Origin of the sequence: Cellulosimicrobium funkei, from assembly GCF_004519295.1 — a bacterium.
In the GTDB taxonomy this organism is placed as follows: Bacteria; Actinomycetota; Actinomycetes; order Actinomycetales; family Cellulomonadaceae; genus Cellulosimicrobium; species Cellulosimicrobium funkei.
The window spans coordinates 1-18910 of the sequence record NZ_SOZH01000004.1 but is presented as its reverse complement, the minus strand read 5'-3'; the positions used below and the strand labels follow the sequence as shown (position 1 = coordinate 18910).

Here is an 18910-nt window from a genome sequence, read left to right as displayed (position 1 = left end):
CAGACCAGAGGAGAGGTAGCGATGTCGCCGCTCGAAGCACCGATGCTCTCAGCAACCCGCACCAGGCAGTTGCGCGTCCTGGAGTTCTTGTACGACGCGCCAGGCCGTTCGTCTTCCCAGGAGACGTCCATCGAGCCTCTGAACGACGAGTTGGGTGTTGAGCGGGTGCAGGATGCGTTGCAGGCGCTGGTGGACATGAGGCTGGTCTCTTCGTGGGCGAGCATCGCGGGGTTCAGCGGTGGCATCCTCCTACCAGTCGGTGAGGACCTGGTCGAGCGGGTGCGACGTGTGCGCGCGTCGGCTGTGGAGCGCAACAAGGCGGTGCGGAACAGTCTGCTGCGCTGGGTCTACGACCAAGGGGTCGGTGCCCACCCGACCCTGGACCACTTCCTACAGTCTGAGCACAACCAGTTTCACGGTCAGCCGTTCAGCAAGCGCGAGCTTCACCAGGCATCCAGGTGGCTCCGTGAGACTGGGCACATCGACGGACAGGGGTCCTCCGGTGGCGGTATCGCGCGTCCGACGATCACAGCAAGCGGGACTCAGGTGGTCGAGAGCGGTGCCGACGTGAACAGCCCTCACGCTGCCCCCGTACAGCAGACGTTCCATACCAAGTTCACCGGGCAGATCTCGAACGTCGCCGTTGGCGGCAGTGGCTTCACCCAGACAGCCACAACCCTCGACCTGCAGGCTGTCGAGGCAGCGACCAATGCGTTGGACCTCGTGCGCGAGACCCTCGAAGCCCTCGCGCAGGCAGGTGCCGATCGAGCAGCCCTCGCTGAAGCGCTCGAGCAAGCGCGCACCGTAGACCCTTCCAAGGAACCTGGGTTGATCAGGTCGATCCTGGCGAAGATCAAGACCACGATCGCTGCTGGTGCCGGAGGAGCGTTGGGCGGGGTCGTGGTCGAGCAGATCGAACGAGCAATGGAGCAATTGCCCGGATAACCGGTCTGTGGCGATCCAAGAGACGATGGTGCTACAACAGCAACTATCGCCACATTATGTCAAACCCGACAAAACGTATGAGTAATGACATAAGGGCAATTATCGGCGCGCGAGGAGTGCGAGTTGCATCTGACGCAGGAGCTCGCGCCTCGCGACGAAGTCCGCGCCTGTGCAGGTCAGGGCGCCCGTCTCCCTGCCATATCCGTCGCCGGGATCTCTCGGCCCATGCCGTGTTGGCGCAGATCACTGCAGGTTCCGTGCATCTGATGCACGAAACCTCGGGAGGCATCCCATTGCGCGCGGCGCGCGATGGGACACTCCGGTGGTGAGCTCACAGGTAGGAGCCCCGCAGACCACAGCGCCGCGAGTTCCGTGGTGGCGCGCGCTGCTCGGCCTGATCGTTGCTCTCGGTGGCACCGTCGCACTGTTCATCCCGATGGTGATCACCTTCGCCGTCGCGACCGACTTCAAGAACGGCAACTGTCGCGAGTCGGGGCCGATCCCTGACACATGCGGCCACACAGCGGCTCAGGGGTATGCCGAGTCGATCGGGATGCTGGTCGCGCCGACCGTCGTCGGGCTCCTCATCGCGCACCCAAGGCATGTAAGCAAGATCGTGACCGCCATCCTCGCCGTCGCCCTCGTCATCTACTTGCTGCTGACGTTCACCGGCGAGACGATCCCACCGCCACCGGTCGAGCCGACCTACGGCGCGTAGTCTGGCGGGTTGTACTTGTTGCCCTCGTCGAAGTCCAAGAGTGCGGCGAGGGCCGTCGGCATGCGCCACTCGCGGACTAACTCCTCGTACATCCGTCCCAGGTTGGCAGCCCGTCTGAAACCGTCGAGCAGGTAGTGCTGGTACTGGGCAACCTCCACCGCTGGCAGCAGGCGTCCTGCTGGCGGCAGGTGCTCCTGAAGGAACAGCAAGTGCTTCTGAACGTCTCCAAGGGGAGCCCAATACCCGGGACCCGCCGGGCCCCAGATCGACAGTCGCAGAGCCGAGCGCAGGAAGCTTCGGGCCATCGTAAGCATCTCGGCGGCAGGCAAAACCATCTCCGGATGGTCCTCGTGTACGAGATTCGGATGCTCTGACTGCGCCCACATAAGCTCGTTGTACTGGTAGCCGAACATATTGAAGGCCGCGTAGTATTTTCCCCTGCGAGCCAGTAACCACAGGTACGTGATGCTTGGGTCTGTACAGTCCAGCACGTTCCAACTCGGGATCATGATGGTTACGGAGCCTTGGCCCTCATACGTCGGCTTATAGGGCAGCAGAGCCTTGGTGATGTAGTCGTTCAAGCAGACGTAGTAGACCTTCTCGGCGGAAAGGTCGACGTAGCACAGAAGAACCGGGACGGCAGCACCCATCGCCTCCACCGTCAGAAGCGTCTCAGTATCCAGCGCAAACTTCGCTACCTCGATCTCGATCGGCTCGCCGCTTTGTGTTTCGGGCTCGCACTTCGCGACGTTTCTTCGACTGCGGACCGTCACCCGCTTCAGCTCCACGCTCTTCGTGGCCTTCACCTGCACGTAGAGGTGCTCCCCCAAGGTATTGCCACTCGTCGGGTCATCGTCGTCAGGCTCGAACACCTCGACATGGAGATCGAGTCCGTAGTCGGGGTTGATGGGCCGAGCTACCCATTGAAGCGGCAGCTTGCGGCGAACGATCTCGACACCGATGTCCGCGGCAACGTGTTTGGACTGCCGCTGCTTCGTCCGCGCCTTCGACTTCTTGCGTGACTTCTTGGACTTATCCGCCACAGGATCCTCCACGATATGCGACCTGTCTCCACTCCCTTGGCCATGCGTACAGCCCGGCAGCGTGCACCGAGTCACTCGACAGCCTGGCCAGGTCACCAACTTGTGTAGCAGACCCGACGGTTCTACCAGTGCTCAGTCCGCGACCGCTAGCGCTCTTCGTACAGCCAGTCGTAGATCCCACCAAGGGTCAGACTGAGCGCTGCTACGTCAGTGCCCATCTTCTCGAAGTCGGATGAGCACACTGCGTCCCGAGGGTGTAGCGCCACCGGACAGGCGCGTAGCGCGGCCCTCACCTTGGCCACGGCGTCAACTAGGACTGGACGAAGAGGTCCCAGCTCACGATATTGAACTGGGCGTGACCGTCTGGGTAGTCGACGAGGTGGAACCCGAGACGGTGCAGCCAATCGTCGAACTCGTCGGCGAGACGAGCCGTGGCGCGCTCAAGGTCGTCCGCGTTGACTCGTTCGCTGCCGGGCGGGAGCCCGTGAAGGATTTCCGTGAGGGCGTCGCCGTGCGGACCGACCATCGTGTCCCAGAGGCCGTTGGCGTCGTCGGGCTCGAGGGTTTCGTTCACCGCGATGTCGACGGCAAGGATCTTCCAGGCCGTGAGCACCTCCGACATGACTGCATCGGTGAGCCGGCCGACGTCGCGGTGCTGCTGGTAGTCCATCGTGGTGATCTGTGTTAGGTCGCGGCGCAGCGTCTCGAGTACGTCGGCTAGGTCCCAACCAGGTTCGTCGCCTCGCAGCTCGGACGGGACCGCGGCCTCGGCCCGGTACTCGCCGATCACAAAGTCCGCGCACGCAAGGAACTGCTGGCGGGCGAGCGGCGCGGTTGCGTAGCTCTGCTCGCCCTCGCCTGCCTGCATCATCGCCACGTGAAAACTCTCGTGCGTCACGGTCCGCTTGGTCAGCTGGTCTACACGGGCCCGGTACAGGGGCTCCATGTCGATGCTGAAGAAGGCGGCGGGCAGAACGACGTCGATCGTCCCGTCCTCGAGCGCCATGGTCTTGCCGCCCACGGTCCCGCCGTTGCGCCGGGTGTCGAAGACTGGACCCAGATCCCCCATGCGCGCGTTCACCGACGCGGTGAAGTCCCCCGCGATGACGAGTCGGACCGCTTCGGGTTCGATGGCGTTCGCACCGAGCGTCAGCGCGCACCACGCGACGAGCTCGGTGACGGGTGACTCGCCAGGAGCGACACCGAAGTCGGCGAGGTCGACGGCCTCGAACTGAACACCAACCGCTGCCTGAGCGTCCATGCAGGTGAGTGTGACACCTGCGGCCCACATCGGCGGGCTACCGTGCGTGCATGCGAGTCGGGGTCTACATCGACGGGTTCAACCTCTACTACGGTGCGCGGGGCCTATGCGGGCGCAGCACCGCGGGGTGGCGGTGGCTGGATCTGCGTGCCTTGTCGGGGCGCCTGGTTGCGGAACAATCGGGATGGGACGCGCCGGAGGTGTCACGGGTCGTCTTTTGCACGGCGCGGATCTCGGGGGCGGACAACGCGGTGGGTCAGCGTGAGCAGGACGTGTACCTGCGCGCGCTCGAGGCTGCTGGTGCGGTTGACGAGCTCGCGATGGGCGCCTACGTGACGCGGGTCGCTATGGCGCCCTTGGCCACCGTGGGCCCGCGGGGACGGCCGGTGCTCGCTCACCCGCGCTGGCCGCTGATGGTGCGCAACTCAGACGGCGACGTGCCGGACGCGACGTTCATGGCCTCGGTCTCGCGGCGCGAGGAGAAGGGCTCGGACGTCAACGTCGCCGCGCACCTGCTGATCGACGTCCTCACCGGCGCTGTGGATGCGGCAGTGGTCATCTCCAACGACTCCGACCTGGAGTTCCCTGTGCGCCATGCCCGCGGCCTCGTGCCGATCGGTCTGGTCAACCCGACCAAGGGCTACCCGGCCGGCAAGCTCAACGGCGACCCCGCCCAGGGACCAGGTGGGCACTGGTGGTACCAGCTGACGTGCGACGACCTGTACGCCTCACAGCTACCGGTGACCGTTGGCAAGCTCACTCGCCCGGCTGCCTGGTAGGTGCCACCTCTCCGGCCCTGTGATGGGCGTGTTCCAGCAGGTCAGACCGCCCGCAGACGCAGACGCCTACCATGGGCGGACGGCTTCCGCGTCTTGCCTCCGACGCTCCGCTCAGGCATATCGTCACCGCATATTGCTTCCGGACATCCTCTCCGCGGCATAGTCTCCGCTGTAACACACGGACAGAAGGTTGCGGTATCTCAACCCCAGCACGTAATGTTGCCTTCATACCGCCCGTCCCCTCTGGGGACGGGTTTACTTTTTCTTCCCGTGCTGCGCACCGCCGCGCCGGCCCGGCGGGGTTCCCGCCTCCTGCACCGCGCACACGGACGCGCCCTCCCCCGTCCGCTCCCGCATCACTTCAGCTGGAGTCCGCCGTCGGCGCTCTGGACCCGACCTAACGCTCAGGCCCGGTCCGCCCGGGACGCCTTCCTCGATGCGTCTGACGTACTTGTGGGGCGGCCGGGAAACTAGCGCGGGCGCTGCGAGCGGCGTCCGCTGCACGGCGATCGACGAGACCGCCGTTCAGGCCGCGCACCTGATCCACTTCGGTGACGCGCGGGCGGTCGCTAGCGGGTGTCCAGTAGCGGCGGAAGCTCGTGATATTGCTGCACTGCGCGAGGCGTATGGCGGACTCCTGGGACATCGCGCGTGGCCCCTCCCCCGCGTACACGCTGCGGGCATAGTCCTCGGGGACCCAGCGGCCGCCGTGGCGGTGCTCGGGGTCTCCTTGGAGCGCCAGGGTGTAGTCGTGACGCCAGCGTTGAGCGATCCTGGCGGCGGAGACGTCGAAGGGGACCTCGACGTCCACGACGTCGACGCGGTAGCCGGCGCGCTCGAGCTGGTGCCCGAGCTCGACGGCGGCGTCCGGCTTGGACAGGACCGAGTCGATGACGACGTTGGCGCCGGCGCGGATCGCTTCCTCGCGCACGACCTTGGCCAGCGCGGAGGACTCTTCGTGCACGAGGGCGGCGAAGTCGAGCGGGAAGAACCGCTCTCCCTGGGCCTCGAACTCGCGCACCGCGGGCGGCTTGATGAACGTCTCGTAGGACCCGTCAGCGGCGGCCGCGTCCAGGAGCTGGGTCTTGATCTCGTCGGGGTCGACCTCGAGCCACCGGCGTCGGCCCTCGGTGCCGGGCTCACCGATCAGCTCTCCCAGAAGGCGTGACTTACCGGCCCGGGCGGCCCAGCGAGGACGATGGCGCGCTTGTCGTGCGCGACCTCGGTCTCCATCGTGGCGCGGAAGCGGCCGAGGATCTGCTGGTGCAGCTCCTCGCGCATCGGGGTGGGCATCCCGGGGGTGAAGAACCAGGCCGGGTTCGCGATCGTGGCATGCGGGCTCTCGCGCGACAGCGGCGCGCCGGGTGCCGACAGGGCCCGGACAGTCTGGGCATGGCGGTCAACTTCGGCGGCCGTCGTCACGGCCTGGGAGCCTAGTTCGTCTGGTGCGCCTGGCCCACCGCGACATACATGTCCTGGTCGATCAGGCCCTCGCGGTAGGCGCGCACGACCTCCTCGAGCGTGTGCGCCCCGGGCGCGTCGACGACCAGGGCGTCGTACCCGTCGCTGCGCGCGACCGGGTCGTACGGCCAGCGCATGAGCTCCTCCAGCGCACGGTCGCGGTCCAGCTCCCCCGCGGCGTACCGCTGGGCGATCTCGTACGGGCTCGCGCCGGAGAACCCGGGCCGGACGTCGTCGACGATCCGTGCGGTCTTCAGCGCCTGGCTCACCGCGGACTGCGTGACGTGCAGCTCGGCGGCGAGCTCGCTCTGCGTCATCGTCGTTGCGAGCGCGCGCAGCGTCCGCTGGTAGGACAGCTCGGTGACCGAGCGCCGGCTACGTAGCCGGCGCAGCTCCTGCACGGTGGGCTGATCGATGGTCGACATGCTCACCACCTCCATTCATTAGGCATCTTATAGCGCTTGGTTTCTCAGGGCTCGCGCAGCGTCACCGCCTCGCCGGCGGCGACGTCGGCCAGGGCTCCGGCCGGTACCTCGAGCAGCGCGGTCGCTGGGCCCGGTGCCGTCGACCGCGGGCAGGTCGTCTGATCGACCTCGGTGCACGGGTCGAGGGTCGCGACGCCGATCACGCGAGCGTCGTCGATCCAGGCGACGTCGATCGGGACCTGCATGCCGGCCATCCACATCTGGTGCTCGGCTCGCTCTGCGAACTGGAACAGCATCCCGGTGCCGGACGGGATCTCCTCGCGCCCGGCCAGACCTTCCTTCTACTCGCTGGCGGTGTCCGCGAGCTCCACGGCGAACGCCTCTCCCCCGACCTCGACCGTGACCTCGGGCCGCGGCGAGCTACACGCGGCGGCGACGACGACGGTGGTGGCGGCCAGGACGGTGAGGCGGCGGCGAGGGCTCATCTGCCGTAGTCCCTGCCGGGTGCGCCGGGTGCGGGACGGCTGACGCGCGCGACGGCCGACGCGTTGGCGGGCGGCGGGGCGGTGGACGGGGGTCGGGAGGCGGCGACCAGGCGCAGGGCGTCGTTCACGTGGTCGTCGATCGCGCCGGCCTTGGTGGTGATGCGCGCGAACATGGTGCGCAGCGGGCCGCGGTCTCCCGTGCGGGCCAGGCGGGAGGTCTGGTCGTTCTCGGACTCGTACCCGGGCCTGCCGAGCGTCACCCTGGTCCAGTCCAGGCGATGGCCGGACTCGCGAGCCAGGGCGGTGACGAACTCGCGCTGGACGCGCCCGTTCCCCTCCCGGAAACCGGGATGACGGGTCGCAACCCCGGCGCGCACCGCGTCAGACGGGCGGCGCCACCGCGTCGACGAACCAAGACGTCAGAGTCGTCGGGTGGGTGATCGCGGTGCCGACGCACACGGCGAACGCGCCGTGCGCCATCGCCTCGGCGGCCTGGGCGGGGGTGTGCACGCGGCCCTCGACGACGACCGGGAGGGTGCAGCCCGCGACCATCTCGTCGACGAGCGCGAGGTCCGGACCGTCGGTCCGGGGCCGCTCGCCGGTGTAGCCGGAGAGGGTCGTGCCGAGCAGGTCGACGCCCGCGTCCTGCGCGGCGAGCGCGTCGTCGAGCGACCCGCAGTCCGCCATGACGAGCGCGTCCGTCGTCTCGCGCAGGCGCGCGACGGTCTCGGCGAGGGTGAGCCCGTCGGGGCGCGGCCGGCGCGTGCCGTCGAGCGCGACGACGTGCGCACCCGCGTCCGCGACCGCGACGGCGTGCCGGAGGGTCGGGGTGATGAAGACCCCGCCGTCGCCGTCCTTCCACAGCCCGACGACGGGCACGTCGACCGCCGCGACGACGGCCGCGACGTCGTCCAGGCCCTGCACGCGGACGGCGGCCGCGCCCCCGGCGACGACGGCGCGCGCCATCTGCGCCGTCGTGCGCGGGTCGCGCAGGGGCTCGCCGGGGTAGGCCTGGCACGACACCGTGAGGCGTCCGCGCATCGCGTCGAGGACGCGCTCGCGCGTCCAGGGCGTCCGGTCGTGCTGCTCCGCGCTCATCGCGCTCCTCCGTCGGTCGTGCGGTCGTCCAGCAGGTTCCACGCGCCGCGCGCCGCGCCGACGACCGCCGCGACGTTCCCCAGCGCGGCGGGCCGCAGCGGCAGGTCGGCGAGCACGTCGACGACCTCCGCGCGCAGCGCCTCCTCGAGCGCGGACCACCACAGGTCGCCCGCGCCGGCCATGCCGCCCCCGACGACGACCACCTCCGGGTCGAGCACGGTGACGACCCCGGCGACGGCGCGGCCCACGGCCCGGGCGGCGTCGCGCACGACCGAGGCCGCGAGCTCGTCGCCCGTGTCGGCCCGGGCGACGACGTCGCGCGTGTCGGGGCTGGTCGCGTCCCCGCCGAGCGCGAGGTAGCGGCGGTGGACGGCCGGGCCCGCCCCGATGGCCTCCAGATGGCCGGTGCGTCCGCACGGGCAGCGCAGCAGCTCCGCACCGGGGACGGGCACGTGCCCCAGCTCCCCCGCGACGTGGTGCGCGCCGCGCAGGGGATGCCCGTCGAGCACGACGGCGCCCCCCACGCCGGTCCCGACGGCGACGAGCAGCGCGCTGCGCGCGCCCGCGGCGGCGCCGCGCCACACCTCGCCCGCGGCGTGCGCGTCGACGTCGTTCTCGACGAACACGGGCAGGTCGGGGACCTCAGCGAGGTCGGCGAGCCGGCGGCGCAGGCCACCCGCGACGTCGGTCCCGGGCCAGCCGGGCAGAGTGTCGGTCGCGGAGACGATCACGCCGCGACCGACGTCCACCACCCCGGCCGCGCCGACCCCGAGCGCGCGCAGGCGCGCCGCGCCCGGCAGCGCGGCGACGACCTCGCGCACGACCCCGGCGACGGCGTCGAGCACCGCGTCGGGGCCGCCGGCGGCCGGGGTCGGCACGGCGAGCACGGGACCGAGGGTCCCGTCGGCCGCGACGGTCGCCGCGGCCGTCTTGGTGCCGCCGAGGTCGACGCCGACGACGACCGTCGGCGCGGCGGCGCCCGGAGAGGCGTCAGCCACGCAGGAGCCCCGCGGCGCGCGTGATCTCCTCGACGCGCGCGGCGACGTCGTCCGCGAGCGGCTCGACGGGGAACGCGAGGGTCTCCGTCGCGATGAGCCCCTGGCGCTGCGCGGCCACCTTGAACGCCCCGACGCCCGCGGCGTCGCCCGAGCGGCCGCGTGCCTGGAACACGATCTCGAACAGCGCGGCGATACGGTCCTGCTCCACCCGGGCATCGTCCCACTTCCCGGCCTGGGCGAGGTCCCACAGGCGCACGTAGCCGCCCGCGTCGACGTTCGCGAGGCCCGGCACGACGCCGTCGGCGCCGAGCAGCAGCATCCCGTCGACCACGACCTCGTGCCCCGTGAAGAGCGCGAGGGGCGAGCCGGCCGCCGCGTTGGCGGCGACGAGGCGGCGGAAGCCGACGTCGTCGCCCGACGAGTCCTTGACGCCCGCGAGGACGCCCTCGGTGCCGAGCCGGACGAGGAGGTCCGCGGGCAGCTTCGTCCGCACGCGCACCGGGATGTCGTACGCGAACAGCGGCACGCCGACGGCGGCCGCGACGGCCCGCAGGTGGCGCTCGATCTCGTCGAGGTCGTTGAGCGCGTAGACGGGGGCCGTGGCGACGACCGCGTCCACCCCGCCCGCCACGAGCGCCTTCGCCTGCTCGACGACGCGCGCCGTCGTCAGGTCGATGGCGCCGCCCATGACGGGCACGCGACCGGCGGCAGCGCGCACGACGGTTCGCACGACGACGTCGCGCTGCGCGTCGGTGAGGTACGCGACCTCGCCGGTCGACCCGAGCACGAACAGGCCGTGCACGCCCTCGGTGACGAGGTGGTCCACGAGACGCTCGAGGGACGCGACGTCGACCTCGCCCTCGGTCGTGAGCGGGGTGAGGACGGGCGGGACGATCCCGCGGAAGGGGGTGGTCACGAGGAGCTCCGGTTCTGGGTTCAGCGGTGTGGTGGTCGGGGTGGTGCCCGGCGTCGGGCGGGGCGCGGCGGCGCTCACAGGAGCGCGGGCGCCGCGCCGAGCAGGGTGCGGGTGTAGTCGTCCTGGGGGTCGTCGAGCACGCGCGCGGCGGGGCCGGACTCGACGATGCGGCCGCCCTGCATGACGACGATCTCGTCGGAGACGTGGCGCACCGTCTGGATGTCGTGCGAGATGAAGACCATCCCCAGGTCGAGCTCGGCCTTGAGGTCGGCGAGCAGGTTGAGGATCTGGGCCCGCACGGACACGTCGAGCGCGGACGTGGGCTCGTCGGCGACGATCACGTCCGGCGCGAGCGCGAGGGCGCGCGCGATGGCGACGCGCTGCCGCTGCCCGCCGGAGAGCTGGCCGGGCAGCGCGTCGAGCGCCGACTCGGGCAGCCCGACGAGGTGCACGAGCTCGCGGACGCGCGCCTCGCGCGACGCGGCGTCGCCGACGCGGTGCACGTCGAGCGGGTCCCGCAGGGCGTCCCGCACGCGCATGCGGGCGTTGAGCGCGGTGGCCGGGTCCTGGAAGACGACGGACACGACCCGCCCGACGTCGCGCCGCACGCGCGTCGTGTACTTGTCGACCGGCTGCCCGCGGAAGCGGATCTCGCCGGACGTCGGCGCCTGCAGCCCGACGAGCACCTTCGCCATGGTCGACTTGCCCGAGCCGGACTCGCCGACGATCCCGAGCGTGCTGCCGCGGCGGACCGCGACGCTCACGTCGTTCACGGCGTGCACCCGGTTGGCCTTGAAGAGCGTGCCCGTGCGGGCCTTGAAGACGACGTGCACGCCGCGCAGCTCGACGACGGGGGTGTCGTGGTCGGTCGCGGACCCCCGCTCCGCGGCGGACGGGGTCTGGTCGGTGGCGCTCATCGCGTCCCTCCGGTGGTGATCGGGGCGGGGCCACCGCCCGCGACGGCGCCGACCGGCTCGTCCGGCGGCATCGCGACGAGGTGCTGCCCGTCCGCGTCCACGGCGCGCAGCACGGGCCGCACGTCGAGGCCGCGGTCGGGGCGCGACGAGCGCGGCGCGAACCGGTCGCCCGTCGGGAAGTCGCGCGGCGACGGGACGGTGCCGGGGATCTGGTGCAGGCGCGTGGAGCGCTGCTCGATCGAGAGCACCGCGCCGAGCAGGCCCTGCGTGTACTCGTGGCGGGGGTCGGTGAGCAGCTCGCTCGTCGGCGCCTGCTCGACGACCTGGCCCGCGTACATGACCGTGATGCGGTGCGCGATCTGCGCGACGAGCGCGAGGTCGTGGCTGACGAACACCATCGCGAAGCCGAGCTTGACGCGCAGCTCGTCGAGCAGCGCGACGACCTGGGCCTGGACGGTGACGTCGAGCGCCGTCGTCGGCTCGTCCGCGATGACCAGCTTCGGGTCGCGCGTGAGGGCCATGGCGATGAGCACGCGCTGGCGCTGCCCGCCGGAGAGCTCGTGCGGGTAGCTCTTGAGCGTGCGCTCCGGGTCGAGGCCCACGAGCTCGAGGAGCTCCTCGGCCGTGCGGGTCCCGCCGCGGCGCGTGAGCTGCTTCATCTGCGCCCGGACGAGCATCGACGGGTTGAGGGAGCTCAGCGCGTCCTGGTAGATCATCGCGATCTCGGTGCCGCGCAGCGCCGCGCGCTCGCGGTTGCCCATCGCCAGCAGGTCCTTGCCGCCGTACCGGATCTCGCCGCTGATCTGCGCGGAGGGGTCCAGCAGGCCCATGACGGCGAGCGAGGTGATCGACTTGCCGCAGCCGGACTCGCCGACCAGCGCCATGGTCTCGCCGGGGCGGACCGAGAACGAGACGTCGTCGACCACCGCGACGTCGCCGTGGCGCGGGAAGCGGATGGACAGGTTGCGCACCTCGAGCAGGGGCTCGGCGTCGCCGTCGTACACGGGACGGTCGGTGCGGGCCGACTCGGCAGCGCGCAGCGTGGCGAGGCGCGAGGCGAGGGGCACGGCCCGCCCGACGTGCGCGACCTGCGGCTCGACGTCCGGCACGACCGGCTCGGACTCGGCGAGGCGTGCCTCGTCCGCCGTCTCGACCGGTTCGTCGGCGTCCATCGCGGTGAGCTCCGCGGCGACCGCCGCGTCGTCGGAGTCGGTCGCGAGGGCCTTCGCCGGGGTGGCGCGCGTCGCCCGCGGGGCGGCGACCATCGCGTCCGTCATGCCCTCGGACAAGATGTTGAGGCACAGGACGGTGAGCATGATGGCCAGGCCCGGGAAGAACGTCGCCCACCAGTAGCCGCCCATGACGAGGTCGCGGCCGGCGGCGATGATGTTGCCCCACGAGGGCTCCGGGTCGGGCACGCCCGCCTGGATGAAGGACAGCGACGCCTCGAAGACGATCGCGTCGGCCACGAGCACGGTGGTGAACACCAGCACGGGCGCCGCGCAGTTGCGGGCGACGTGCTTCGCGAGGATCCAGGCCGTGCGGGCGCCCATGACGCGGGTCGCGGCGACGTAGTCCTCGCCGTACTGGTCGAGGATGTTGGCCCGCACGACGCGCGTGAGCTGCGGCGTGTAGAGGAACGCGATCGTCAGCACGAGCACGGGCAGCGAGCGGCCGAAGACCGAGACGAACACGGCGGCCAGCGCGATGCCGGGGAAGGACATGACGATGTCGAGGACGCGCATGAGGGTCTCGGAGACGCTCTTGCGCGCCGTCGCGGCGACGGCGCCGAGCACGGCGGCCGCGGCGAGCGCGATGGCGGTGGCCCCGAGGCCGATGACGAGCGAGTACCGCGCGCCGTAGACGACGCGGGAGAAGATGTCGCGCCCCTGGCGGTCGGTGCCGAACCAGTTCTCCGCGCCCGGGGGCTGGACGGGCGTGCCGGTGGCGAGCGGGTCGTGGCTCGCGACGAGCGGCGCGAAGACGGCCGCGAGCGCCACGAGGAGCACGAACGCGAGGGAGATCTTGGACCCGAGGGGCAGCGCGCGCAGGCGCAGCCCGGGGGTCGAGAGTCGTTCGGTGAGCTGTCGGCGCACGTCACACCGTCCTGATCCGCGGGTTGACGAGCACGTAGAGCATGTCGACCACGATGTTGATGAGCACGAACGCGAGCGCCACGGTGAGGGTCACGCCCTGCACGAGGTTGGGCTCGTTGTTGGTGACGCCGTTGAGGATGAGCGTGCCCATGCCGGGCAGCGCGAAGATGATCTCGATGACGACGGCGCCGCCGATGAGGTAGCCGACGCGCAGGCCGAGGACCGTGATCGGGGTGATGAGCGCGTTGCGCAGCACGTTGCGCCCGACGACGACGTGGCGCGGGATGCCCGCGCCGATCGCGGTACGGACGTAGTCCTTGTCGAGCTCCTCGACGACGGACGTGCGCACGACGCGCGTGAGCTGGCCGACGACGGGGATCGCGAGCGCGAGCGCGGGCAGCGTCATGCGCGCGAGGTAGCCGCCGAGGTCCTCGGACGGGTCGGGCAGGGGCCCGCTCGCGGGCAGCCACCCGGCGCTCAGCGTGACGACCTGGATGAGCAGCACCGCGAGCCAGAACGACGGCGTCGCGAGGGACGCGACGGACACGACGCGGATCGCCTTGTCGGGCCACCGGTCGCGGTAGAGCGCCGCGAGGATGCCCATGACGAGCGCGGCCACGACGGCGATGACGAGGCCCATGAGCGTGAGCTGCAGGGTGATCGGCAGGGCGCGCGCGACCTCGTCGGCCACGGGCACCTGGCGTGCGCTGAACGTGCCGAGGTCCCCGTGCAGGAGGCCGCCGAGGAACGCGACGTACCGGACGAGGAGCGGGTCGTTGAGCCCGTTGGCCTCGCGGTACGCCTCGCGCGCCTCGACCGAGGCACCCTCGCCGAGGGCCTGGATCGCGGGGTCGACCTGCGAGAACGACATCACGAGGAACACGAGGAACGTGATGCCGAGGATCATGATCGGCAGCTGCAGGAGGCGGCGTCCGACGAGTCGCAGCAGCGCGCTCATGGTCGACCTCCTGGTGCGTCGGGGGTGCGGTGCATGTCTGTCCGTTCTGGGTGCCGGGCGCGTACCGGGCCCCTCGCCGGGGCGGGCGAGGGGCCCGGGGTCGGTCGGCGCCGAGGGCTACGCGCCCGCGGCTACTTGACGAGGCCGGCGTCGAGGAACGACAGGCCCGTGATGGGCAGCGGCTTGAAGCCGGAGAGCGTGTCGCCGTCCCACGCGGTCGGCAGCTTGCGGTGCAGCAGCGGGTAGAGCGGCACCTCGGTGGAGATCAGGTCGAACGCCTGGTTCCACAGTTCCTGCTGCTCGTCGCCCGACGTGCGGACGGCGTCGTCGAGGATCGACTGGAGCTCGGCGAACTTCGGGTCGTCGTTCCAGCGGTAGCGCGACTGCGACCAGACGTTGTCGCCGTACCACCAGCGCATGAGCAGGTCGGGGTCGTTGCCGAAGACGGACGGGTCGCCGGGCGCCACCATGACCTGCAGGTCACCGTTGTCCACCTTGGTGTACTGGCCGCCGGACTGGCCGATGTCGAGCGTCGTGTCGACGCCGATCGCGTCGAGGTTCTCCTTGATGAGCGGGGCGATGTCCGCGACCCAGCCGGTGTCCGTCGTCATGAGGGTGATGGACAGGTCGCTCACGCCGGCCTCGGCGAGCAGCGACTTCGCCTTCTCCGGGTCGTACGAGTAGACGGTCGACGCCTCGTGGTAGTTCGGGTGGCTCTGCGGCAGGAAGCTCGTGGCCGCGGCACCGTTGCCGAGGAGCCCGTTGTCGATGATCTTGTCCATGTCGAGGGCGTAGAAGAACGCCTGGCGCACGCGGACGTCGTCGAACGGGGGCAGGTCGGTGTTGAACATCATGAAGAGCGTGCCGAACGACTGGACCGACTCCACGTCCACGGCGCCCTCGAGCGTCGGGACGTCGATGTAGGGGACGTCCTCGATCGCGCTGACCGTGCCGGAGCTCATCGCGGTGACGCGCGCGGCCGGGTCGGACAGCAGGTTCCACACGAGACCGGCGGCCAGCGCGGGGCGACGGCCGTTGTAGTCGTCGAACCGCTCGAACGTGATCTTGTCGTCGGGCGTCGCCTGGGTCATCTTGAACGGGCCGGTCCCGACGGGGAGGGCGTTGAAGGCCTCGTAGTCGGACTCGACGAGCGCCTTCGGGACGATCTTGACGACCGACACGCGCTCGGGGACGAGGCTGAACGGGTACTTGAGGTTGATCGAGACCGTGTCGTCGTCGACCGGGGTGACGGACTCGATGAAGTCGATGAATCCGGCGTAGAGCGACTCGCTCGCCGGGTCGAGCACGCGCTCGAAGCTGAAGACGACGTCGTCGACGGTGACGGGGGTGCCGTCGTGGAAGACCGCGCCCTCGCGGATGTCCACCTCGTAGTGGGTGTCGTCGACCTGCGCCGGGAGATCGGTGCCGAGCGCCGCGTAGACCTCGCGCGTCGCGGGGTCGAGCTCGGTGAGTCCCTCGAACACGTGCCAGTTCGCGGCTACTGTCACGGCACCGGTGGTGATCATCGGGTCGAAACCACCGGAGAGGGAGTACGAGATGCCCGCCTCGATCACGGCGTCCTGGTCGATCTCGCCCTGGGCGGCGGTGCCCTCGGTCGGGTCGTCCTGCGCGGCGTCGCCACCCGAGCACGCCGCGAGGCCGAGCGCGAGCACGACGCCCGCGGCGACCGCAGCGACTCCCCGGCGACGGGGAGGTGAGCTGACGTGAAGCTTCATTGGTTCTCCTGACATGAGACCGACACTCTTCCGGAGAGAAGATGTCTGATGTCTGACGTTGTGTAGCATGACACTAGGACCAGAAACCGAAGGGGTCAAGATGGCGACACCACGGCGGAGGAGCTTCGCGACGCTCGACGCCTCCAGAGCCGGCAGCACCGGTGCGACCGCACCGCGGCGGACCACCACCGCCGACCGGATCAAGGACTTCATCCTCGGCGAGGGGCTGCGGCCCGGGGACCCGCTCCCCACCGAGGCCGAGCTGTGCGAGCACCTCGGCGTCTCCCGGTCGAGCGTGCGCGAGGCGATCCGGACCCTGTCGACCCTCGACATCGTCGAGGTCCGCCACGGGCACGGCACGTTCGTCGGCAGCATGTCGCTCGACGCGCTCGTCGAGGCGCTCGTCTTCCGCGGCGTCCTCTCCCCCGGCGACGACCTGCGGGCGCTGCGCGACGTCGTCGAGGTGCGCCAGTCCCTCGACCTCGCCATGGCCGAGCGCATCGTCGCGAGCCTCACCGGGACGTCGAACCCCGACCTGCACGCCCTCGTCGAGGAGATGGTCGCCGCGGCGTCGCAGGGCCAGTCGTTCCCCACCCAGGACCGGGCCTTCCACACCGGCCTGCTCGCGCGGCTCGACAACTCGCTCGTCGGGCAGCTCGTCGCCGCGTTCTGGGACGTGCACACCGCCGTGATCCCCAAGCTCGGGCTCTCCGTCGCCGCCGACCTCGACCAGACCGCCCGCGCGCACGGCGCGATGCTCGACGCCGCCGAGGCCGGCGACGTCGACGCGTTCCGGGCCGCCGTCGCCTCGCACTACCAGCCGATCGACCGGGCCCTCGGGGTGACGACCGCGTGAGACCCCAGCACCTCCCCCCGGCCGGGCGACGTTCGAGCCGCCGCCCCGTCGGGATCGCCGTCGTGGGCATCGGGGCGTTCGCGCGCGAGCACCTCACCGCGCTCGCGGCGCTCGACGGCGCGGACGTGCGCTGGGTCGTCGGGCACGACCTGGAGCGCACCCGCGCGCTCGCGGCGCTCGTCCCCGGTGCCCGGGCGACGACCGCCCTCGACGAGGCGCTCGCGGACGACGCCGTGCACGCCGTGGACGTCGTCACCGCGACACCCACGCACGCGCGCGACACGATCGCCGCGGGCGAGGCCGGCAAGCACGTCCAGGTCGAGAAGCCGGCGGCGCTGTCGCTGCCCGAGCTCGACGCGATGGTCGCGGCGACCGAGGGCCGGGGCACGACGCTCGTCGTCGGGCAGACCGTACGCTTCCAGCCCGCCGTGACGGCGCTCGCCGCCGCAGCCCGCCGGGGTGAGATCGGCACCCCGCGGCTCGCGCACATCTCCTGGTACACGGGCCACGCGTGGCCCGCCGGGTGGCGCGGCTGGCAGCTCGACCCGGAGCTCTCGGGCGGGCACCCCGTGCACAACGGCACCCACATCATGGACGCCGCGAGGTGGCTGCTCGACGACGAGCCGGTCGAGGTCTTCGCGCGCGGCTTCCGCACGTTCTCGCCCGACATGGAGTCGCCCGACTCGTTCCACGTGCAGCTCCGCACGGCGTCGGGCGCGCTCGCGACGCTCGAGCTCTGCTACGCGCTGCGCCGCCGCGGCGAGCTCGTGCGCCGGGTCGTGCTCGTGGGGACGGAGGGCACGCTCGCGCACTCGACCACCGAGGAGGACGGCCTGCACTCCGACGCCACGACCGCCCCGCCCGTCTCCGTCGAGGGCGCGCTGGGGATCCAGCTCGCGCACTGGCTCGACGTGGTGCGCGGCGACGCGGCGCCCGTCGTCACGACGCCGCAGGTGCGGGCCGCGCTCGCGACCGCGCTCGCCGCGCAGCGCTCGCTCGTCTCCGAGCGGCGCGAGCGCGTCGCCGACGTCCCCGGCTACGCGACCACGGGGGTGGCCGCATGAGCACGACCCTGCGCGTCGCGTTCGCGTCGGCCGTGCGCCACGCGGCCGACTACCTGCGGATCCTCGGCGCCGACGACCGCGTCGAGCTCGTCGGCGTCGTCGAGGAGGCGGACGCGCCCGGCTGGGTGCGGGGCGACTCGCGCGCCGTCGCCGAGCGCGCCGGAGTGCCTTACGCCGAGGTCGCCGACGTGGCCGCGGCCGCGGAGGCCCTGGGCAGCACCGTCGACCTCGTCGTCGTGTGCGCCGAGCCGACCCGGCACGCGCGCCTGGCGGCGGCGCTGCTGGAGGCGGGCCTCGACGTGCTCGTCGACAAGCCCGTCGCGACGACCCTCGCCGACGCCGACCACCTCGTCGCCGTCGCCGCCCGCACGGAGCGCACGTGCGCCGTCGTGAACCGCACGCACGCGCCCGCGCTGCGCCGTCTGCGCGCGTGGGTCGACGCCGGCCACGTGGGCCTGCCGCGCCACCTGGACCTCGAGTTCCTCGCGTCCGGCGCCCACTTCGCGACGTCGGTCGAGCGCCCGGGCCTCGTCGTCGACCGCACGCTCTCCGGGGGCGGCGAGCTGCTGAAACTTCCTCGGCTACTGCGCCGACGCGGCGCACCACCTCACCGGGCTGCGCACCGTCGAGGTGCACGCCTTCGCGGGGTCGCTGTTCCTGGAGCCGCACCGCGAGGCCGGGGTGGAGGACACGGCGGTCGTCACGCTCGAGCTGGAGCGCGGCGTGACCGCGACGATCACCCTCGGGCGCGTCCCGTTCGCGCCCGGCGGGACGCCCACCACGTCGTCGGTGCGGCTGCTCGGGTCGCACGGCCACGCCGTCACGGACGACGACGCCCCGGCCGTCGCGCGGTTCGGCGCGGACGGTCGGACGACGATCGCCGCGGACGCGGGCCAGGTCGCCGCGGCGGCGTACCTGCGGCACGTGGTCGGGGCGGTGCTGGCCGGCGGACGGCCGGACTACGGGATCGAGGAGGCGCGCGCGTCGCTCGCCGTGATCGACGCGGCGTACCGCTCGGTCGAGACGGGCGACGTGGTCGCGGTGGAGCACCGGACGGTGCCCGAGGAGGCGAGGGTCTGATGGAGGTCGTGATCGCTCCGGCGGAGCGGTTGGCGGTGCTGGCTGCGGATGCCGTGGAGGCGGTGGTGCGGTCG

General features: G+C 71.3%; 20 protein-coding genes and 2 pseudogenes. 7 read left to right on the top strand and 15 right to left on the bottom strand.

The window, feature by feature from the left end; translation table 11 throughout:
* The first annotated feature begins 21 nt into the window (after window positions 1-21).
* Both E1O70_RS05975 and E1O70_RS05970 read left to right on the top strand, forming a co-directional pair.
* A complete protein-coding gene (locus tag E1O70_RS05975) occupies window positions 22-945 on the top strand; it encodes a hypothetical protein (protein ID WP_128957656.1) in 924 nt (307 codons plus the stop codon).
* Window positions 946-1270: 325 nt separating this feature from the next.
* Window positions 1271-1663, top strand: coding sequence for a hypothetical protein (locus E1O70_RS05970; RefSeq protein ID WP_128957657.1), 393 nt, complete (start codon window positions 1271-1273; stop codon window positions 1661-1663).
* On the opposite strand, the gene E1O70_RS05965 is transcribed toward E1O70_RS05970, so the two are convergent.
* Together E1O70_RS05965 and E1O70_RS05960 are read right to left on the bottom strand one after the other, a co-directional pair.
* Window positions 1651-2718 carry a DUF4365 domain-containing protein gene (locus E1O70_RS05965; protein ID WP_167496860.1) on the bottom strand — a complete coding sequence of 356 codons (1068 nt, stop codon included), beginning with the start codon at window positions 2716-2718 and terminating at the stop codon, window positions 1651-1653. The two genes, E1O70_RS05970 and E1O70_RS05965, sit on opposite strands and share 13 nt — an antisense overlap.
* Before the next feature lie 298 nt (window positions 2719-3016).
* Complete coding sequence (locus tag E1O70_RS05960) at window positions 3017-3967, bottom strand: hypothetical protein (RefSeq protein ID WP_061269229.1); 951 nt, start codon at window positions 3965-3967, stop codon at window positions 3017-3019.
* Window positions 3968-4017: 50 nt separating this feature from the next.
* Here E1O70_RS05960 and E1O70_RS05955 point away from each other — a divergent pair, with 50 nt between their 5' ends.
* On the top strand, window positions 4018-4746 hold the full coding sequence (locus E1O70_RS05955) for an NYN domain-containing protein (protein ID WP_061269230.1): 729 nt from the start codon (window positions 4018-4020) through the stop codon (window positions 4744-4746).
* A gap of 397 nt (window positions 4747-5143) precedes the next feature.
* Here E1O70_RS05955 and E1O70_RS05950 read toward each other — a convergent pair whose 3' ends face one another.
* The 13 genes from E1O70_RS05950 to E1O70_RS05905 form a co-directional block, all read right to left on the bottom strand.
* Window positions 5144-5893, bottom strand: a complete 750-nt coding sequence (locus E1O70_RS05950; protein WP_338077833.1) for a zeta toxin family protein — start codon at window positions 5891-5893, stop codon at window positions 5144-5146.
* Window positions 5893-6168, bottom strand: coding sequence for a hypothetical protein (locus E1O70_RS19850; RefSeq protein WP_061269232.1), 276 nt, complete (start codon window positions 6166-6168; stop codon window positions 5893-5895). Before E1O70_RS19850 ends, E1O70_RS05950 begins: the two co-directional genes overlap by 1 nt.
* An 11-nt stretch (window positions 6169-6179) precedes the next feature.
* On the bottom strand, window positions 6180-6632 hold the full coding sequence (locus tag E1O70_RS05945) for a LysR family transcriptional regulator (RefSeq protein ID WP_061269233.1): 453 nt from the start codon (window positions 6630-6632) through the stop codon (window positions 6180-6182).
* Window positions 6633-6676: 44 nt separating this feature from the next.
* Window positions 6677-6964 carry a DUF192 domain-containing protein gene (locus E1O70_RS20095; RefSeq protein WP_276321412.1) on the bottom strand — a complete coding sequence of 96 codons (288 nt, stop codon included), beginning with the start codon at window positions 6962-6964 and terminating at the stop codon, window positions 6677-6679.
* 9 nt (window positions 6965-6973) lie between these two features.
* Window positions 6974-7117, bottom strand: coding sequence for a hypothetical protein (locus E1O70_RS20090; protein WP_205688616.1), 144 nt, complete (start codon window positions 7115-7117; stop codon window positions 6974-6976).
* Window positions 7114-7377 (bottom strand): hypothetical protein, encoded by a 264-nt coding sequence (locus E1O70_RS05935; protein ID WP_061269235.1) that lies wholly within the window; start codon window positions 7375-7377, stop codon window positions 7114-7116. The genes E1O70_RS20090 and E1O70_RS05935 overlap by 4 nt, the downstream gene beginning before the upstream one ends.
* Before the next feature lie 121 nt (window positions 7378-7498).
* Window positions 7499-8215: an N-acetylmannosamine-6-phosphate 2-epimerase gene (locus tag E1O70_RS05930; RefSeq protein ID WP_061269236.1), complete on the bottom strand. Its 717-nt coding sequence runs from the start codon at window positions 8213-8215 to the stop codon at window positions 7499-7501.
* Complete coding sequence (locus tag E1O70_RS05925; protein WP_061269237.1) at window positions 8212-9213, bottom strand: ROK family protein; 1002 nt, start codon at window positions 9211-9213, stop codon at window positions 8212-8214. Before E1O70_RS05925 ends, E1O70_RS05930 begins: the two co-directional genes overlap by 4 nt.
* Window positions 9206-10129, bottom strand: coding sequence for a dihydrodipicolinate synthase family protein (locus E1O70_RS19845; protein WP_061269238.1), 924 nt, complete (start codon window positions 10127-10129; stop codon window positions 9206-9208). The genes E1O70_RS05925 and E1O70_RS19845 overlap by 8 nt, the downstream gene beginning before the upstream one ends.
* A gap of 74 nt (window positions 10130-10203) precedes the next feature.
* On the bottom strand, window positions 10204-11046 hold the full coding sequence (locus tag E1O70_RS05920) for an ABC transporter ATP-binding protein (RefSeq protein WP_061269239.1): 843 nt from the start codon (window positions 11044-11046) through the stop codon (window positions 10204-10206).
* The gene (locus E1O70_RS05915) at window positions 11043-13142 is read right to left on the bottom strand and encodes a dipeptide/oligopeptide/nickel ABC transporter permease/ATP-binding protein (protein WP_061269240.1); all 2100 of its coding nucleotides are present in this window, start codon (window positions 13140-13142) and stop codon (window positions 11043-11045) included. Before E1O70_RS05915 ends, E1O70_RS05920 begins: the two co-directional genes overlap by 4 nt.
* A 1-nt stretch (window position 13143) precedes the next feature.
* Window positions 13144-14100 carry an ABC transporter permease gene (locus tag E1O70_RS05910; RefSeq protein ID WP_021481963.1) on the bottom strand — a complete coding sequence of 319 codons (957 nt, stop codon included), beginning with the start codon at window positions 14098-14100 and terminating at the stop codon, window positions 13144-13146.
* Window positions 14101-14231: 131 nt separating this feature from the next.
* On the bottom strand, window positions 14232-15836 hold the full coding sequence (locus E1O70_RS05905) for an ABC transporter substrate-binding protein (RefSeq protein ID WP_061269241.1): 1605 nt from the start codon (window positions 15834-15836) through the stop codon (window positions 14232-14234).
* A gap of 100 nt (window positions 15837-15936) precedes the next feature.
* Between E1O70_RS05905 and E1O70_RS05900 the strand changes: the two genes are divergently transcribed.
* The 4 genes and pseudogenes from E1O70_RS05900 to E1O70_RS20345 form a co-directional block, all read left to right on the top strand.
* The gene (locus E1O70_RS05900; RefSeq protein ID WP_082774815.1) at window positions 15937-16692 is read left to right on the top strand and encodes a FadR/GntR family transcriptional regulator; all 756 of its coding nucleotides are present in this window, start codon (window positions 15937-15939) and stop codon (window positions 16690-16692) included.
* On the top strand, window positions 16689-17756 hold the full coding sequence (locus E1O70_RS05895; protein ID WP_061269242.1) for a Gfo/Idh/MocA family protein: 1068 nt from the start codon (window positions 16689-16691) through the stop codon (window positions 17754-17756). The genes E1O70_RS05900 and E1O70_RS05895 overlap by 4 nt, the downstream gene beginning before the upstream one ends.
* Window positions 17753-18085, top strand: a pseudogene (locus E1O70_RS20695) (Gfo/Idh/MocA family oxidoreductase); the annotation flags it as partial. The gene E1O70_RS05895 and the pseudogene E1O70_RS20695, both read left to right, overlap by 4 nt.
* Window positions 18086-18350: 265 nt before the next feature.
* Window positions 18351-18836, top strand: a pseudogene (locus E1O70_RS20345) (Gfo/Idh/MocA family protein); the annotation flags it as partial.
* Window positions 18837-18910 lie beyond the last annotated feature (74 nt).

Excerpts from the sequence above, each read along its gene's own strand:
- E1O70_RS05975 (WP_128957656.1), top strand. The coding sequence starts at position 22 with ATGTCGCCGCTCGAAGCACCGATGCTCTCAGCAACCCGCACCAGGCAG.
- E1O70_RS05960 (WP_061269229.1), bottom strand. The coding sequence starts at position 3,967 with ATGGACGCTCAGGCAGCGGTTGGTGTTCAGTTCGAGGCCGTCGACCTC.
- E1O70_RS05955 (WP_061269230.1), top strand. The coding sequence starts at position 4,018 with ATGCGAGTCGGGGTCTACATCGACGGGTTCAACCTCTACTACGGTGCG.
- E1O70_RS05945 (WP_061269233.1), bottom strand. The coding sequence starts at position 6,632 with ATGTCGACCATCGATCAGCCCACCGTGCAGGAGCTGCGCCGGCTACGT.
- E1O70_RS20090 (WP_205688616.1), bottom strand. The coding sequence starts at position 7,117 with ATGAGCCCTCGCCGCCGCCTCACCGTCCTGGCCGCCACCACCGTCGTC.
- E1O70_RS05930 (WP_061269236.1), bottom strand. The coding sequence starts at position 8,215 with ATGAGCGCGGAGCAGCACGACCGGACGCCCTGGACGCGCGAGCGCGTC.
- E1O70_RS05920 (WP_061269239.1), bottom strand. The coding sequence starts at position 11,046 with ATGAGCGCCACCGACCAGACCCCGTCCGCCGCGGAGCGGGGGTCCGCG.
- E1O70_RS05910 (WP_021481963.1), bottom strand. The coding sequence starts at position 14,100 with ATGAGCGCGCTGCTGCGACTCGTCGGACGCCGCCTCCTGCAGCTGCCG.
- E1O70_RS05905 (WP_061269241.1), bottom strand. The coding sequence starts at position 15,836 with ATGAAGCTTCACGTCAGCTCACCTCCCCGTCGCCGGGGAGTCGCTGCG.
- E1O70_RS05900 (WP_082774815.1), top strand. The coding sequence starts at position 15,937 with ATGGCGACACCACGGCGGAGGAGCTTCGCGACGCTCGACGCCTCCAGA.